Source organism: Streptomyces lavendofoliae, assembly GCF_014649735.1.
GTDB classification, from domain to species: Bacteria; Actinomycetota; Actinomycetes; order Streptomycetales; family Streptomycetaceae; genus Streptomyces; species Streptomyces lavendofoliae.
In genome coordinates this window covers 1-15,029 of record NZ_BMTP01000036.1, presented here as the reverse complement: position 1 = coordinate 15,029, position 15,029 = coordinate 1, and the positions used below count along the sequence as shown (strand labels likewise).

Here is a 15,029-nt window from a genome sequence, read left to right as displayed (position 1 = left end):
AATACAACCGTTGCAACACGGCGGTGCGATTCTCCCGCCGCAGGTCACGCACCGTCCGGCCATTGCCCACTGTCGCCAGCCCCCTCGTCGGATGTCCTCACGGGCAACATACCTCCGCGGCGCCCGGCCCGGGCCTCAGCCCGTGCGGGCGACGATCCCCGCCGCCACGGCGCGCTCGATGGCGACGTACGTTCGAAGGGTGTGCCGTCGTGACGTCGGCCGGAGGCCGCAGTTGAACCGGGCATGAAGAAGCGCAGCATGCTCGCCGTCGCGTCCCTCGTCGCCGGAGCGGCCATCGCCGCCCTGAGCCCCGCACCCCCCACCGCCCATGCGGCCACCATGGACGGCCCCTCGAACAGCACCGACGACACCGGTTCCGCCGAGGGCCCGGACGGCGGCGACGAGGACGACACGGTCGGCGCCTGACCGGGTGCCCCGCCGGCCGCTCAGCCCAGCCGGGCGGCCGGCGGGGTCCAGCGCCGTGTGCGGGCCGCCCGGGTCGAGACGCCGAAGTCCTTCTTCAGATGCTCCGGGACGGCGTAGTGCATCACCCGCCCGCGGGTGAGCGAACTCAGCTCGAACAACGTGGTCAGATGGCCGAGCCGGTCGAGTGCCCAGGCACCCAGCGGTGAGCGGTCCTCGATCGTCTCCAGTACGTTCAGCAGCGCGGGCGCGACCTTCACGATCGTGTCCCACGAGGTGCGGGGCACCTGGAGCCAGTCGGCGCACGTGTCGCCCACGAGGTAGCGGATAGAAGCGGCGACGACCGGATCGAAGAGGGTGCCGGGGACCACCTCCTCGTAGAGCTCGATCAGCTGGCGGGTGAGGCGGGCGCCCTCCTCGCTGGGGCCCATGTGCCGGACCATGTACTGGTCGGAGAACCGGCGGGCGGCCTCCAGGTCCTGTGGGACGTGGTCCTGGTCGACGCCGAGCATCGCGCCGACCACCCGCCAGGCGTAGTAGTACGCCTCGGCGCCCTCGACGCTCATGTGGACACCCAGGCGGTGCAGCGCGTCCAGGACCTGGATCGAGAACATCATCTGGCCGCCGATCATGTCCTCCTGGCAGATCGGCGTGCCGAGCGTCGCGGTGTCCCAGCGGTCCTCGCGGCGCAGGTGGTGCCGGATCGACGCGTGCAGAAGGCGCACCTTCTGGGCGGCGGGGATGAAGCGGCTGCCGTCCTCGAAGGCGCCCGGCTGCATGAGGTAGACGGTGAACTGCCCCGTCTCCGCCATCCGCTTGGAGGGGTAGTTCAGCGAGTGGGTCGCCGACAGCAGCTTCGCGACGTGCGGCACCACGTAGCAGGCGGGCATCGAGGCGAAGGACAGCGCCGTGGAGATGTGGACGTTGTTGTCGATGAAGAACAGCCGTGCCCTCTCCATCTCGTCCCAGTCCACCCACGAGGGCGGGCCGCTGGTCTCGTTCAGGTACGCGCGGGCCACCTCCGGCAGGCCCTCGGGCAGCGGCTGCCCGACGGTGGAGACATAGCGCATGAGACTGTTGAACTTGCCCACCTCCCCCCGTTCGAACAGCGTGGCGACGGTGGCGTCGGCCAGTTCGTCGCCCGCCAGGCGCAGCGCGTCCAGGGACTGCTCGGTGTGGGTCATCGGGGCTCCTCGTGCGTCGTTGCGGGTGGGGTCGGCGTGCGCGGGCCGCCGGTGGCGTCAGTGCCTGCGATCGGTGGCGGTCCGGGCGAGACCGGTCAGGGACCGGGCGGCCTCCGCGGGCAGCCGCGCCTGTTCCACGACGCGGGTGGCCGCCCGCACCCGCTCGCCGATCATGTCCTCCACCCGGGCCGGTGCCCCCGTGCGCCGCATGATCGCCCGGACGCGCTCCACGTCGTCGCCGCCCAGGTCGCGGCGGCCCAGCAGCGTGCCCAGTTCGTGCCGCTCGGCACTGGTGGCCTGCTGCCACGTCAGGGCGAGCAGGGCGGTGGGGCGGTGGCCGGCGATGTCGTCCGTGTCGGCCTTGCCGGTGTCCTCGGTGTCCCCGAACAGGCCGAGGAGGTCGTCCCGCAGCTGGAAGGCCTCGCCCAGCGGCAGGCCGTAGTCGGTGAACACCTCACGGACGTCCGGTGCGGCTCCGGCCAGGGCACCGCCGATGTGCAGGGGGTGCTCCACGGTGTACTTGGCGGTCTTGTAGCGGATGACCTTCAGGGAGGCGGCCGGGTCGGGTCCGGTGCCGGTGCGCAGGATCTCCAGGCACTCGCCGGCCACCAGCTCCCGGGCCAGCACGTCCCACAGCGGGCGCGCCCGCGACAGGTAGGCGGCGGGCAGTCCGCAGGTGGTGAACATCTGCCCGGCCCAGGAGATCAGCAGGTCGCCCACCAGCATGGCCAGCGAGCGGGCGGCCGCCGTCGCCCCGGGCCGGCCCGCCACGGCGGCCCGCAGGGCACGGTGGGCGGTCGGCCTCCCGCGGCGCAGCGGACTGTCGTCGACCAGGTCGTCGTGGACGACCGCGGCGGCGTGCACCAGCTCCATGGAGGCGGCGGCCCGTACCAGCGCGTCGCTGTCGGGCTGCCCGGCGGCGCGCCAGCCCCAGTAGCAGAACGCGGCGCGCAGCCGCTTCCCGTGCTCCGTGGCGGTCCGCAGTTGTTCGGCGACGGGTGCCAGGTCCGCGTCGATCGCCAGCAGCCGGTCCGTCTCGTCCTCGACGAAGGCGTGCACCTGCGCGTCGACGCGGTCCTTCAGCGTGGCGGGCGCCGCGCCGTCAGACATCGCGGTCACCGGCCGCCCGGCGGGCGGCGGCGTGCCGGGCGAGCACCTCCAGGTGCGCCGGGGGTGGCGCGGCGACCCGGTCCAGGACCAGCCGCCCCCGGGCGCGCAGTTCCCGCTGTCCCTCCGCCGCCAGCTCCGCCACGTCCGCCCGGGCCAGCAGGTGCCGGCCGTCGCGCAGGACGGACGCCAGTCCGCCGTAGGCCAGATCGGCGGCTCCGGCGGCCAACTGCAACAGCCGGCCGCCCGCCGAGTCGTCGCCCCGCCGCTCCTGGTGCACCACGGTGTCCCCGTCCCTCGTTCCTCGTCCCTGTGTCCTCGACTACGACAGCGTGACGGAGCGGCACCGGCGGGTACATGAAGATCAACCATCGAGTGAACCGGTGGATAGGTGTGCACCGCCGGCTGCGGGATAATGCCCTCATGCGGATCTCGGCCAGGGCTGACTACGCGGTGCGCGCCGCACTGGTGCTCGCCGCCGGCGAGCGGAACGGGCCCTTGAAGGCGGAGGCCATCGCGGAGGCGCAGGAGATCCCGCACAAGTTCCTCGAAGGCATCCTGAACGACATGCGGCGCGGTGGCCTGGTGGTCAGTCAGCGGGGGGTCAACGGCGGCTACCGGCTGGCCCGCCCCTCGGCGGAGATCAGCGTGGCCGACGTCGTACGCGCGGTGGACGGCCCCCTGGTGTCGGTGCGGGGCGTACGGCCGCCGGAGTTGTCGTACAGCGGGCCCGCGGAGCCGCTGCTGCCGTTGTGGATCGCGCTGCGGGCGAACGTCCGGCGCATCCTGGAGGGCGTCTCGCTGGCGGACGTGGCGTCCGGCCATCTCCCGGAGATGGCCCACTCGCTGACGGAGGATCCGGCCGCCTGGTCCAATCCCTGAGACGGGAAGCGACCCCGCTGGGCTGCGGTTTCTCGTAGCCCGAGACCGAGTTGACCACCATGTGGGCATCCTCTTGCCGACCCGGGCTTCCCCGGACCAGTATCCCTACCAAAACAGTAGGGAAAGAGGGAACGGAGCGGACGCCGGACGGACGCGTCGGAATGCCCGGGTGTCATGGCCCTGACCTTCCCGGCCTTTTTCCGACCCTCCTGTCCCGCGACCGGCCCTCGTGAACTCGGCAATCCGTCATCGACCGGCGTCCCTCACGACATCTGGAGCTCCTCACATGACCATCGCCACCCCCCACGGCACCCGCGCCTCACGGGCCGCCCGGCACCACACGGCCGCCCCCGCCCGCCGGTGACGTCCGCGATGCCCACGATGCCCGCGACGCCCGCGACGGCGACCGCCAGCGCCACCCCCACCGGCCCGGTCACCGACACCCGACTCCACACCGGCACCGGCCCTCAGCCGGCCGGCCACCACGACGGCGGACACGCCGCGCTGCTCCGCACCGCCCGGGAGGTCGCCGACGACCTCGCCGCCGACGCCGTCCCGCGCGACCGGGCCGGCCTGCCGCCCGCCGACGAGACCGCCCGGCTGCGCGAGGCCGGACTCCTGACCGCCCTGGTGCCACCGGGCGGCGCGTACGGCGTCGACTGGCGGACCGGCTGCGCGATCGTGCGGGAGATCGCCACCGCGGACAGTTCCGTCGGCGAATTACTCGCCCGCCACTACGCCCACACCTGGAACGGACGCTTCTACGGCACCGCCCACCGCGCCACCACCCTGGAGCGGGACACCGCGCGCCGGCAATGGCTGTGGGCGGGCGGCGTGCACTCCCCCGCCCCCGACGGCTCCGGCCCCGGCCTCACCCTGACCCCGCTCGACTCCGGATACCTGCTCAACGGGCGCCTGCCGGTCGACACGGCCGTGACCGTCGCCGACCAGTTCGTGGTGGACGCCGTCTGCGCCGTGACCGGTGACCTCCTGGTCGTACGGGTGCGGCCCGGCCGGCCCGGGGTGTTCGTCGAGCCCGCGCGGGACCGTCTCGGCCAGCGGCTCGCCGGCGCGGGCACCGTCGCCTTCGACCGGGTGACCGTCGCACCCGCGCAGGTGCTCGGGCCCCGGCCGTACGACGCGGAGTCGACCGCGCCCTTCACCGCGCTCGCCGATCCCGCGCTCCGGCTCTCCCTGTGCCACGTGGGCCTGGGCATCGCCGAGGGCGCCCTCGCGGAGGCCCGCGACACCAGCAGGAGCGTCATGCCGCCCCGCCTCCCCGGCACCGCCGGCCCGGGGGCGCACGACCGGCTGCCCGCAAAGGACCCGGACCTCCTGCTCGCGTACGGGGAGCTGGCGTCCGCGGCCCAGACCGCCGCGGTCGTGGTCGAACGGGCCACGGAGACCATGGCGCGGGCCCTGGAGGCCGGGCCGCACCTCGACGTGGACGAGCCCGCCGACGTCGCCGCCCTGGTGGCGACGGCCGAGACCGTCACGGCCAGGGCCGCCCTGCACATCACCACCCGGGTGCTGGAACTGGCCGACGCTCCCGGCCTGGACCGGTTCTGGCGCAACGCCCGGGTGCTGACGGCCCACCGGCCCACGGCCCACCGGCTGCGCGACATCGGCGAGCACTACCTCAACGGCACCCACCGCCTGGCGGCGGTGAGCCGCTGAGACCCGCCCCGCGCCGGAGCGTCCGGCCGGCCGCTCCGCGGCGCGGGTGCGGGCCGGCGGCGCCGCGGGCGGCCGGGGCGGAGAGATCAGTCCGCGGCGGGCGTCGCGCCGTGGCAGGCCGGGTGGCCCCACCGGGTGCCGAGCTTGGCGATCGGCTCGCCCGCGGCGTACGTACGGCCGCAGGGACAGGTGCCGCGGAACTTCGCCTTGATGGTGCGCGGCGCCGCTCCCGGCGCGGCGGCGCGGGTGGCCGGCCGCTTCCGGGGCCGCGCCGGGGCGCTGCGCTCCGGGGCGGGCTCCGGCACCTCGGTGTCGCCGAGCGCGGTGCCGGCGGGCCGCTGGGTGACCGCCGCGTCGCTCGCGGCCTGGTCGGCGATGGCGTTCAGCGGGTCGCCGTCCACGCGGTGGGCGGGCACGTACCGGAACTCGACGTCCCGGTCCGCCAGCAGGGCGTCGATGCCCTGGACGAGTTCCTGGTTCGCGACGGGCTTGCCGGCCGCCGTCCGCCAGCCGTTGCGCTTCCAGTTCGGCAGCCACTGGGTCACGGCCTTCATGGCGTACTGGGAGTCCATGCGCACCTCGAGCGGGGCGCCGGGGTCGACCGCCTCCAACAAACGGAGCAGTGCGGTGAGTTCACCGACGTTGTTGGTGGACCGGCCCAGCGGCCCCGACTCCCAGCGTTCGGGGCGGCCCTCGGCGTCGGCGACGACCCACGCCCAGCCGGCCGGGCCGGGGTTTCCCTTGGCCGCCCCGTCACAGGCGGCGATGATGCGATCGGACATCCCCCGATCATGCCCTACGGTCCGGCGGGGGCCGGCCGGGGGACCACGCGGGGAACGTTTCCGGACGAGGACCGGCCGGATGTGGTGTCCTCGCCCGGCCCGGGACCCGGGTGCGAAATCATGAGCGCCGTGCCGGCTTCCGCGCTGCGGCCGGAACCGGGCGGGCCGCACTTCCGACGAGGGAGGACAGTTGGACGCCGAAGGAACGGACCGGAAGACGCCCAGGACCAGCGGGGCGGCGGGTACGGCGCCGGCCGCCGCGGCACCGGCCGGACCCGGCGACACCCTCCCGGCCGGTACGCCGCCGCCCGTGTCCCCGCTGTCGCGCCGCCGGTTCCTGACGGGTGCCGGGTCCGCGGCGGGGGCCGTGCTGCTCGCGCCGGCCGCCGGCCCGGCCGCGGCGGCCCGGGACCGGATCGTGTCCCTGCGCTTCACGGCCGCGACGAACGGGGCGGCCGACATCGCCCCTTCCGGCGACCGGCTCATCGCCGAAGTCCAGCACGTCCTGTGGTCGTTGCCGCGCGCGGGCGGCCGGGCCGTCGCGCTCACCCCGGCCGGGCTGGAGCCCAACCGGCCCGTCCACTCGCCCGACGGCGCGCTGATCGCCTTCTGCGCCTACCGGGGCGGCGGGTTCCACATCTGGACCGTGCGGCCCGACGGCTCGGACCTGCGGCGGCGCACCGACGGGCCCTGGGACGACCGGGGGCCCGCCTGGTCCCCCGACGGCACCCGGATCGCGTTCGCCTCCGAACGCGGCGGCGACCCGGTGACCGGCGCCCCCTACCGCATCCACGTGCTCGACCTGCGTACCGGCGCCCTCACCGCCGTCAGCGGTCCGCCCGGTCAGCAGGGCCCCCTCCAGGACGGCCCTTGGGAGGACTTCGACCCGGCGTGGACGCCGGACGGGAAGCGGATCCTGTTCGTCCGGGCGGCCGTGACGGCCGGCTCGTCGGGGACGGCCCTCGACGCCCGGACCATCGTCTCCGCGCCGGCCGACGGCGGCGGTCCGGTGCGCCCCGAGCACACCTCGGCTGCCGCCGCGCAGGTGATGGCCCCCGCGCCGTCACCTGACGGACGGCGGCTGGCCTACCTGCGGGTGACCCCGGCGCCGCACGGCGCGTGCACCCTCGTGGTGGACGGCGAGCCGGTGCCGGTCCCCGGGGACGTCGCGCCCGTACCGCCGCGCTGGACGGCGGGGGGCGAGCTGCTGCTCACCGTCGACGGCGGGTTCACCCTCGTGCGCCCGGACGAGCCCGGCGCGATGGAGCGGATCCCGTTCGAGGGGACCCTGCCGGTGCGCAGGCCGCGTCACCGGCCCAAGGCGTACGACCTCGAGGGCGGCCGGACGCGGCCGGTGCGGGGCGTGCACCTGCCGTCGCTGGCGCCCGACGGACGCCGGCTCGCCTTCGCCGCGCTGAACTCCCTGTGGCTGGCCGGCACGACGGACGGCCGGCCGCCGCGCCGGCTGGTGCGGGCGGACGCGACGCGCTACCTCCTCGGCCCGGTGTGGGCGCCCGACGGGAAGTCGCTGGTGTACGCCGACGACAGCGACGGCCTGCTCGGGGTGTACCGCCACGACCTCGCCACCGGCGGGCGCACGGCGCTGGCGACCGGCGGGCGGGTCCATCCGGCCCTGTCCCCCGACGGCGGGCGGCTCGCCTGCCTGGACCTGACGGGCCGTCTCGTGGTCAAGGACCTGTCGACGGGCACCGAGCGGGTGCTCGCGGCGCCGCTGGGCGGCGGCGGGCTGCCCGGCCGGCCCAGCTGGTCCCCGGACGGGCGGTTCCTCGCCCTATGCGACCGCAACCGGCTCAACCAGCGCTTCCGCGAGGGCTACAACCTCATCCGGATCGTGGACGCCGTGTCCGGCGCCGCCCGGCCGCACGCCGTGGCCCCGCACACCTCGGTCTCCGACCGTTACGGCTCCGGGCCGGTGTGGTCGCCGGACGGCCGCTGGATGGCGCTGATCGTGGAGTCGGCCCTGTGCCTGCTGCCGGTGACGGCGGACGGCCGGCCGGCGGGGCCCCTGCGTCAGCTCTCCGGGGAGCCCGCCGACACCCCCTCCTGGTCGGGGGACTCCCGCACGCTGCTGTACCAGTCCGGCACCCGGCTGCGGCTGGCCGGTGTGGACGGGGAACGCCCGCGTACCGTGCGCGTACCGCTGGACTACCGGCGGACCGCCCCCGCCGACACCGTCGTCCGGGCCGGGCGGTTCTGGGCCGGCACCGGGGACGAGGCGTCGGTCCGCGAGGACGTCGACGTCGTCGTGCGCGGCGGGCGCGTCGCGGCCGTCGAACCGCACCGGGCGGGCCGGCACCGGCCGGCGGTGCGGCGGATCGACGCCTCGGACCGGACGGTGCTTCCCGGGCTGTGGGACGCGCACACCCACCCCTGGCAGTACACGTACGGCGGCCGGCAGACGGTGTGCCAGCTGGCGTACGGGATCACGACCGCCGTGTCGCTCGGCGGGTTCGCCCATGAGCAGGCCCGTGTCCGGGAGGCGGTCGAGGCGGGGCAGCTGGCCGGGCCCCGGCTGCTGAGCTGCGGTGAACTGCTGGACGGCGCCCGGGTGGCGTACAGCATGGGCCGGGCCCACCGCACGCGTGAGGGGCTGCGCCGGTCGCTGGAGCGGGGGGCGGCGCTCGACTGGGACGTGGTCAAGACGTACGTCAGGGCCCCTGACTGGGTGATGGAGGAGGCGGCGCGGTTCGCGCACGAGCGGCTCGGGGCGCGGGTGGGCAGTCACTTCTGCTCGCCCGGACTTCAGACCGGGCAGGACATGACCACGCACCTCCAGGCCACCCAGCGGGCGGAGGCAGGGCACGCGGTGACCGCCGCCGGCCGGGCCTACCAGGACGTGCGCGAGCTGTACACCGCGCCGGGTGCCGGTTTCACCCTGATCGCCACACCGTTCACGGCGATGTGGCTGCTGGGGGCCGATCCGGATCTGGCGCGCGACGAACGGGTCGAGTCGATCATGCCGCCGTGGGACGCCGCCCTGGTGCGGCAGATGGCGGCGCAGCCGCCGGGCGACGCGCACCTGGAGGCGCTGCGCACGGAGATCGAGGTGTACCGGGACGTCCTGGCGTCGGGCGGTCTGGTGGCGCTGGGCACGGACGCGCCGATCGTCCCGGTGGGACTGTCCCTGCACCTGAACCTGCGGGCGCTGCACTTCGGCGGCATGTCGCCGGCGGAGGCGCTGCGGACGGCGACGGTGCTCCCGGCGCGGGCGTTCGGCGCGGACGGTGAGCTCGGCACCGTGGAGGTGGGCAAGGTCGCGGACCTGACGGTGGTGGACGGCGACCCGTTCACGGACTTCGACGCGCTGGTCCGTACGGTCGCGGTGCTCAAGGGAGGGGTCGCGCACGAGCGGGCAGCCCTCGGCGGGGCCTTCCGCGCGACCGCGTCCGCCGGCCGGGAGGGCGGGGACCGGTCGGGGCGGGGCGGGCGGGACTGGCTGGAGGTGGGCCGGCTGATGCGCCGGGACGGCTGCTGCTCGCCCGGCCCGGACCACGGCTGACCGGCCGCCGCCCCGCCTGCCGGAGGAGGGCGGGGCGGCGGCCGGAGCGGTCAGCCCTCGGCGTCCTGCGGGTACCAGCGCAGCTCGACGGTGTTGCCGTCGGGGTCCTTCACGTAGAGCGACTGGGCGGTGCCGCGTGCGCCGAAGCGGCTGACCGGCCCCTCCAGCACGTCGAACGTGCCCGAGGCGACGACCTCCTGCCAGTCCACCGGGTCAACGACCAGGCAGATGTGGTCCACGTTGGACTCACCCCGCGGCCGGGCCAGCAGATCGATGATCGTCGTGGGGCTGACCCGCACGGACGGGAAGGGCACTTTGCCCGCCCGCCATTCCCCGACCCGCACCGGCTCCAGGCCGAGGGGCCCGCAGTAGAAGTCCAGGGCCCGCTCGACGTCCTCCACGTTGAGCACCACATGATCGAAATCCTTGACCCGCACGGGGCCACCCCCTCCGCTGTTCGTCCGTCGCCGCCACGGTACCCGGGGCGGACGGCGCCGCACGGGCGGGTGGATCAGCCGGTGGTGGCGTGGCGGTGGGCGCGGATGATGCCGGCGTACCGGTGGCCGCTGGACTTGATGGTGCGGGTCTGGGTCGCGTAGTCGACGTGGACGAGGCCGAAGCGCTTGTCGTAGCCGTAGGCCCACTCGAAGTTGTCCAGGAGCGACCAGGCGTAGTACCCGGCGAGCGGGGCGCCCTTGCGGATGGCGCGGGCGCAGGCGGCCAGGTGCTGCTCCAGGTAGCGGGTCCGCTCGGGGTCGTCGACCGTTCCGTCGGGGCCGACGGTGTCCGGGAAGGCGGATCCGTTCTCGGTGACGTACAGCTTGCGCACGCCGTAGTCGTCGGTGAGACGCATCAGGAGGGCCTCGATGCCGCCGGCGTCGATCTGCCAGTCCATGCCGGTGCGGGGCACGCCGGGCAGGCGGACCTCGCGGGCGTGCGGGACGGGGCCTTCCGGGTCGTCGGTGACGGTGGCCGGGAAGTAGTAGTTGAGGCCGTGCCAGTCGAGCGGGGCGGCGATCGTGTCGAGGTCGCCGGGGCGTTCGGGCAGCTCCACGCCGTAGAGCTCGCGCATGTCGGCGGGGAAGCCCCGGCCGTACACCGGGTCCAGCCACCAGCGGTTGGTGTGCCCGTCCATCCGTACGGCGGCGGCGAGGTCCTCCGGGGCGGTGGACGCGGGCTCGACGGTGGAGTGGTTGGTGACGAGCCCGACCTGGGCGCCCGGTGCGGCGGCGCGGACCGCGCCGGTGGCGAGCCCGTGGGCGAGCAGGAGGTGGTAGGAGGCGCGGACGGCGGCGGTGAGGTCGGTCAGGCCGGGGGCCATGCGGCCCTCCAGGTGGCCGATCCAGCCGGAGCACAGCGGCTCGTTGAGGGTGGCCCACCGGGTGACGCGGTCGCCGAGCCGCCCGGCCACGACGGAGGCGTAGGCGGCGAGGTGTTCGGCGGTCTCGCGCGCGGTCCAGCCGCCGCGGTCCTGGAGGGCCTGGGGGAGGTCCCAGTGGTAGAGGGTGACGGAGGGGGTGATCCCCGCGTCGAGGAGGCCGTCGACGAGCCGGTCGTAGAAGTCGAGTCCGGCGGCGTTCACCGGTCCGTCGCCGTCGGGCACGATCCGCGGCCAGGCGACCGACATGCGGTAGGTGTCGGTGCCGAGGGACCGCATCAGGGCGATGTCCTCGGGCCACCGGTGGTAGTGGTCGCAGGCCACGTCGCCGTGGTCGCCGTTGTCCACCTTGCCCGGGGTGTGGGAGAAGGTGTCCCAGATGGACGGGCCTCGGCCGTCCTCGGCGACGGCACCCTCGATCTGGTAGGCGGACGTGGCGGTCCCCCAGGCGAAGTCGCGGGGGAAGGCGGCGAGGTCGATCGGATCGGACACGGGAACCCTCTCGGAGAAGCGGTGGGGGCGTGGGAGCGGTGGTGATCGCGTAAGCGGTGGAGGCCGCGGCGCCGGGTGTACGGGTGGGTACGGCGGGCCGGACGCCGGGGCGCGTGCGGCTATTTGACGGCGCCCGCGGTGAGGCCGGTGACGAGGTAGCGCTGGAGGAGCAGGAAGCCGGCGACGACGGGGACGCTCACCACGAGCGAGGCGGCCATGACCTGGTTCCAGTACACGTCGTTCTGGCCGGCGTAGCCCTGGAGGCCGACGGCGAGGGTGCGGGTGGTGTCGTTCGTCATCACGGAGGCGAAGAGGACCTCGCCCCAGGCGGTCATGAACGCGTAGACGGCCACGGCGACGATGCCGGGTACGGCGGCGGGCACGATGACCCGGAACAGCGCGCCGAGCGGGCCGCATCCGTCGACCTTGGCCGCCTCGTCCAGGTCGCGGGGCACCGAGTCGAAGTATCCGATGAGCATCCAGATCGAGAACGGCAGGGAGAAGGTCATGTAGGTGAGGATCAGTCCGCCGCGCGACCCGAAGAGCGCGATGCCGGTGGCGTTGCCGATGTTGACGTAGATGAGGAACAGCGGCAGCAGGAAGAGGATGCCGGGGAACATCTGGGTGGACAGCACCGTGACCGTGAAGACCCGCTTGCCGCGGAAGGCGTAGCGGCTGACGGCGTAGGCCGCGAAGACGGCGATGACCACCGAGCACACGGTGGCGGAGCCTGCCACGACCAGGGAGTTCACGAAGTAGTCGGCCAGGGGGACCGTCTTCCAGATGTCCCGGTACGGCGTGAGGGTCAGTTCCGAGGGGATCCACTGGAACTTCCCCGAGACGTCCGCGAGCGGTTTGAGGGAGCTGGAGACCATCACGTACACCGGGAGCAGGACGAAGCCGGTGAGGAGGGTCAGGAAGACCGCGCGGCTCCAGAGGAAGGAGCGCGGGGCGGCCATGGGCGAGCGGGGTGCCGGACGGCTGTGGCTAGGCATCGGCGGACTTCCTTCCCCGGGAGGTGACCGTCAGGTAGACGCCCGTGACGACGAGCAGGAAGAGGAGCAGCAGGACGGACATCGCCGAGCCGGTGCCGAAGTTCCAGGTCTGGAACGACGACTGGTAGATGTGCAGGGAGACGAGGTCGGCCGCTTCGGGCGCGGCCCTGCCGAAGAGCACGAAGGGGGTGTTGAAGTCGTTGAAGGTCCACAGGAACAGGACGAGGACGAGGACCTGGTTGACCGGCCGCAGGGACGGCAGGGTGATGCGGCGGATCTGCTGCCACACCCCGGCTCCGTCGAGGGCGGCGGCTTCGTAGATCTCGCGGGGGATGTTCTGCAGGCCGGCCATGACGATGAGGAAGGCGAAGGGCCAGCCCTTCCATACGGAGACGACGAGCAGGGTGACGAAGCTGTTCTCGCCGATCAGCCAGAAGGGCGGGCTGTCGGTGAGGCCGAGCTGGTCGTGCAGGACGTGGTTGATCAGCCCGTTGTCCCGCTGGAACATGAAGGCCCAGGTGATGACGGCGGCGTAAACCGGCAGTGCGTACGGGACCAGGAACAGGGCGCGCAGGACGCCCCGGCCGCGGAACGTCTCCTGCATGAAGACGGCGGCGGCGGTGCCGATCAGCCAGCACAGGCCCACGGACAGGAGGGTGAACAGGCACGTGGTGAGGAAGGAGTTCAGCAGTGCCTCGCCCACGGGGGCGTGGAAGTCGACCGAGACGGCGTAGTTGTCGAGTCCGGCCCAGGGGGCGGTCCCCCAGTCGCGGATGAAGAACTGGGTGAGCTCCTTGAAGCTCATGACGATGCCGATGAGCATCGGCACCAGGTGGACCAGGAGCTCCAGGACCAGGGCGGGGAGGAGCAGCAGGTAGGGCAGGCCCAGGGTCCGGAGCCGCCCGGGACGGCGGCGCGGGCCGCGCACCGCCCCGGGGTCGTGCCGCAGCGCGGTCGGCCCGCCGGGCTTCTCGATGGCGGTGGTGGTCATGGTGGCGTCGGGGCTCACTTCCTGGGCATCTGCTGCTGGGCCTTTTCGAGCTTGGCCCTGACCGATCCGGTGGTCACCGGGCGGCCGGCGGCCGCGTCGGCGAACAGTTCCTTGACGGCGGTGCCCACGACGGTCTCGAACTGCGACTCCTCCGGCACCTGCGGCAGGGCCGCGGCGCTGGTCGCGAGGGTCTCCCGGAGGGGGGCGAGCGCGGGGGTGTTGAACGCGGGGTCGGCCTGTGCGGAGGTGACCGGCGGGATGGAGCCATAGGCCTTGTTGAGGATCTTCTGCTCCTCGTCGCCGGTCATGAACTCGACGAACTGCATGGCGCCGTCGATGTTCTTGGTGTTCTTGAAGACGGCCAGGTTGATGCCGGCGACCATGGAGTTGACGGCGGTCCCCCGGCCGGGCTTGCCGGACCGCACGGGTGCCGGTACGACGCCCCATTCGGAGTCGTCCATGCCCTGGGCCTTGAAGGTGGTGGCCGCGGTCTGCCACAGCACCATCGCGGTCCTGTCCTTGGCGAAGTCGCTCAGGGACTGGTTCTGGGCGTACTCGGCGTTGCCCTTGGCCACGATCTTGTGCTGGGCCATCAGGTCGATGTACTGCTTGACGGCGGCGACGGCACCGTCGGAGGTGAAGTCGGCCTTGCCGTCGGGGGTGAAGAAGTCGGCGCCGTGCTGCTTGCCGAGGACGAAGACCTGGTGGATGTTGTTGGAGAGGTTGGAGCCCTCGACACCGATGCCGGCCTTGCCGTTGCGGGTGAGCTTCTTGCCGGTGGCGACGAGTTCGTCCCAGGTGGCCGGCGGCTTCTGTATGCCCGCCTCGGCGAACATCTTCTTGTTGTAGTAGAGCGCGTACGCCATGGAGTAGAGCGGCACGGCCGCGGGGTCCTGGCCCTCGACGCCGGTGGAGCCGAGCGCGGACTCGACGAAGCGGTCCTTGCCGCCGATCTTCCGGAAGTTCTTCTCGTCCCAGGGCAGCAGTGCGCCGCTGGACTGGAGGGAGGCGCTCCAGGTGTTGCCGATGTTGAGGACGTCGGGGCCCTGTCCGGAGGTGGTCGCGGTGAGGATCCGGTTCAGCAGGTCCGACCAGGGCACGACCTCCAGCTTCACCTTGATGCCGGTCCTCTTCTCGAACTTGTCGAGTTCGGGCTGGAGGACCTTCTTGTCCACCTCGATGTTGGCGCCCTGGTTGGAGGCCCAGTAGGTGAGGCTCTTGGGCCGGGAGTTGTCGCCGGATCCACCGGACGCGGAGCCGCCGCCGCACGCGGCGGCGGAGAGGACGAGGGAGAGGGTGACGGCGCCGACGGCCGCGGCTCTGATTCTGCGCATGGCTCCTCGTGTCCCTTTCAGGGGAGGGGTGGAAGCCGATGAGTCAGAGGGTTGGCGACGTCCCCGCGTTCGACCCCTGAAGTACCTCTCGGCTTAATTTAGGATGTGAGTTAAACCTCAAGCGAAGGTCGCGTCAAGAGGTGCCGCAGGGGTATGTTGCGAGCCAGGACCGAGGGAAGAGGATGCCCGTGAGAGTGCGCAGCGGCCGGACGGTGCGTGACCTGCGGCGGGAGAATCGCACCGCCGTGTTGCAACGGTTGTATT

13 protein-coding genes are annotated in these 15,029 nt (G+C 73.3%); 4 read left to right on the top strand and 9 right to left on the bottom strand.

Annotated elements, in window-relative coordinates; genetic code table 11:
• Positions 1 to 243: 243 nt before the first annotated feature.
• A complete protein-coding gene (locus IE109_RS32250; protein WP_189554910.1) occupies positions 244 to 426 on the top strand; it encodes a hypothetical protein in 183 nt (60 codons plus the stop codon).
• A 20-nt stretch (positions 427 to 446) separates the two neighbouring features.
• Here the strand turns inward: IE109_RS32250 and IE109_RS32245 are convergent, their stop codons facing one another.
• The 3 genes from IE109_RS32245 to IE109_RS32235 are packed head-to-tail and all read right to left on the bottom strand — an operon-like array spanning position 447 to position 2,997.
• Positions 447 to 1,607: an oxygenase MpaB family protein gene (locus IE109_RS32245; RefSeq protein WP_189554909.1), complete on the bottom strand. Its 1,161-nt coding sequence runs from the start codon at positions 1,605 to 1,607 to the stop codon at positions 447 to 449.
• A gap of 57 nt (positions 1,608 to 1,664) precedes the next feature.
• Positions 1,665 to 2,717, bottom strand: coding sequence for a polyprenyl synthetase family protein (locus tag IE109_RS32240; protein ID WP_189554908.1), 1,053 nt, complete (start codon positions 2,715 to 2,717; stop codon positions 1,665 to 1,667).
• Positions 2,710 to 2,997, bottom strand: coding sequence for a polyprenyl synthetase (locus IE109_RS32235; RefSeq protein ID WP_373297812.1), 288 nt, complete (start codon positions 2,995 to 2,997; stop codon positions 2,710 to 2,712). Before IE109_RS32235 ends, IE109_RS32240 begins: the two co-directional genes overlap by 8 nt.
• A gap of 140 nt (positions 2,998 to 3,137) precedes the next feature.
• On the opposite strand from IE109_RS32235, the gene IE109_RS32230 reads away from it, so the two are divergent.
• Entirely contained in the window at positions 3,138 to 3,596 is a 459-nt protein-coding gene (locus tag IE109_RS32230; protein WP_189554907.1) for an RrF2 family transcriptional regulator, read from the top strand.
• A gap of 381 nt (positions 3,597 to 3,977) precedes the next feature.
• Positions 3,978 to 5,273 carry an acyl-CoA dehydrogenase family protein gene (locus IE109_RS32225; RefSeq protein ID WP_189554906.1) on the top strand — a complete coding sequence of 432 codons (1,296 nt, stop codon included), beginning with the start codon at positions 3,978 to 3,980 and terminating at the stop codon, positions 5,271 to 5,273.
• An 86-nt stretch (positions 5,274 to 5,359) separates the two neighbouring features.
• On the opposite strand, the gene IE109_RS32220 is transcribed toward IE109_RS32225, so the two are convergent.
• Positions 5,360 to 6,055: a ribonuclease H family protein gene (locus tag IE109_RS32220; protein WP_189554905.1), complete on the bottom strand. Its 696-nt coding sequence runs from the start codon at positions 6,053 to 6,055 to the stop codon at positions 5,360 to 5,362.
• A 310-nt stretch (positions 6,056 to 6,365) separates the two neighbouring features.
• Here IE109_RS32220 and IE109_RS32215 point away from each other — a divergent pair, with 310 nt between their 5' ends.
• Positions 6,366 to 9,575, top strand: coding sequence for an amidohydrolase family protein (locus IE109_RS32215; RefSeq protein ID WP_189554913.1), 3,210 nt, complete (start codon positions 6,366 to 6,368; stop codon positions 9,573 to 9,575).
• 50 nt (positions 9,576 to 9,625) lie between these two features.
• Here the strand turns inward: IE109_RS32215 and IE109_RS32210 are convergent, their stop codons facing one another.
• The 5 genes from IE109_RS32210 to IE109_RS32190 form a co-directional block, all read right to left on the bottom strand.
• On the bottom strand, positions 9,626 to 10,012 hold the full coding sequence (locus tag IE109_RS32210) for a VOC family protein (RefSeq protein WP_189554904.1): 387 nt from the start codon (positions 10,010 to 10,012) through the stop codon (positions 9,626 to 9,628).
• Positions 10,013 to 10,086: 74 nt separating this feature from the next.
• A complete protein-coding gene (locus IE109_RS32205; protein ID WP_189554903.1) occupies positions 10,087 to 11,445 on the bottom strand; it encodes a GH1 family beta-glucosidase in 1,359 nt (452 codons plus the stop codon).
• A 119-nt stretch (positions 11,446 to 11,564) separates the two neighbouring features.
• Positions 11,565 to 12,404, bottom strand: a complete 840-nt coding sequence (locus tag IE109_RS32200) for a carbohydrate ABC transporter permease (RefSeq protein ID WP_189554912.1) — start codon at positions 12,402 to 12,404, stop codon at positions 11,565 to 11,567.
• Between the two features lie 28 nt (positions 12,405 to 12,432).
• Positions 12,433 to 13,431, bottom strand: coding sequence for a carbohydrate ABC transporter permease (locus IE109_RS32195; RefSeq protein WP_189554911.1), 999 nt, complete (start codon positions 13,429 to 13,431; stop codon positions 12,433 to 12,435).
• A gap of 14 nt (positions 13,432 to 13,445) precedes the next feature.
• Positions 13,446 to 14,765, bottom strand: a complete 1,320-nt coding sequence (locus tag IE109_RS32190) for an extracellular solute-binding protein (RefSeq protein WP_189554902.1) — start codon at positions 14,763 to 14,765, stop codon at positions 13,446 to 13,448.
• Positions 14,766 to 15,029 lie beyond the last annotated feature (264 nt).

Coding starts and splice junctions, on each gene's coding strand:
- IE109_RS32190 (WP_189554902.1), bottom strand. CDS start 14,765: ATGCGCAGAATCAGAGCCGCGGCCGTCGGCGCCGTCACCCTCTCCCTC.
- IE109_RS32250 (WP_189554910.1), top strand. CDS start 244: ATGAAGAAGCGCAGCATGCTCGCCGTCGCGTCCCTCGTCGCCGGAGCG.
- IE109_RS32230 (WP_189554907.1), top strand. CDS start 3,138: ATGCGGATCTCGGCCAGGGCTGACTACGCGGTGCGCGCCGCACTGGTG.
- IE109_RS32220 (WP_189554905.1), bottom strand. CDS start 6,055: ATGTCCGATCGCATCATCGCCGCCTGTGACGGGGCGGCCAAGGGAAAC.
- IE109_RS32240 (WP_189554908.1), bottom strand. CDS start 2,717: ATGTCTGACGGCGCGGCGCCCGCCACGCTGAAGGACCGCGTCGACGCG.
- IE109_RS32200 (WP_189554912.1), bottom strand. CDS start 12,404: ATGGCCGCCCCGCGCTCCTTCCTCTGGAGCCGCGCGGTCTTCCTGACC.
- IE109_RS32245 (WP_189554909.1), bottom strand. CDS start 1,607: ATGACCCACACCGAGCAGTCCCTGGACGCGCTGCGCCTGGCGGGCGAC.
- IE109_RS32195 (WP_189554911.1), bottom strand. CDS start 13,431: ATGACCACCACCGCCATCGAGAAGCCCGGCGGGCCGACCGCGCTGCGG.
- IE109_RS32225 (WP_189554906.1), top strand. CDS start 3,978: ATGCCCGCGACGCCCGCGACGGCGACCGCCAGCGCCACCCCCACCGGC.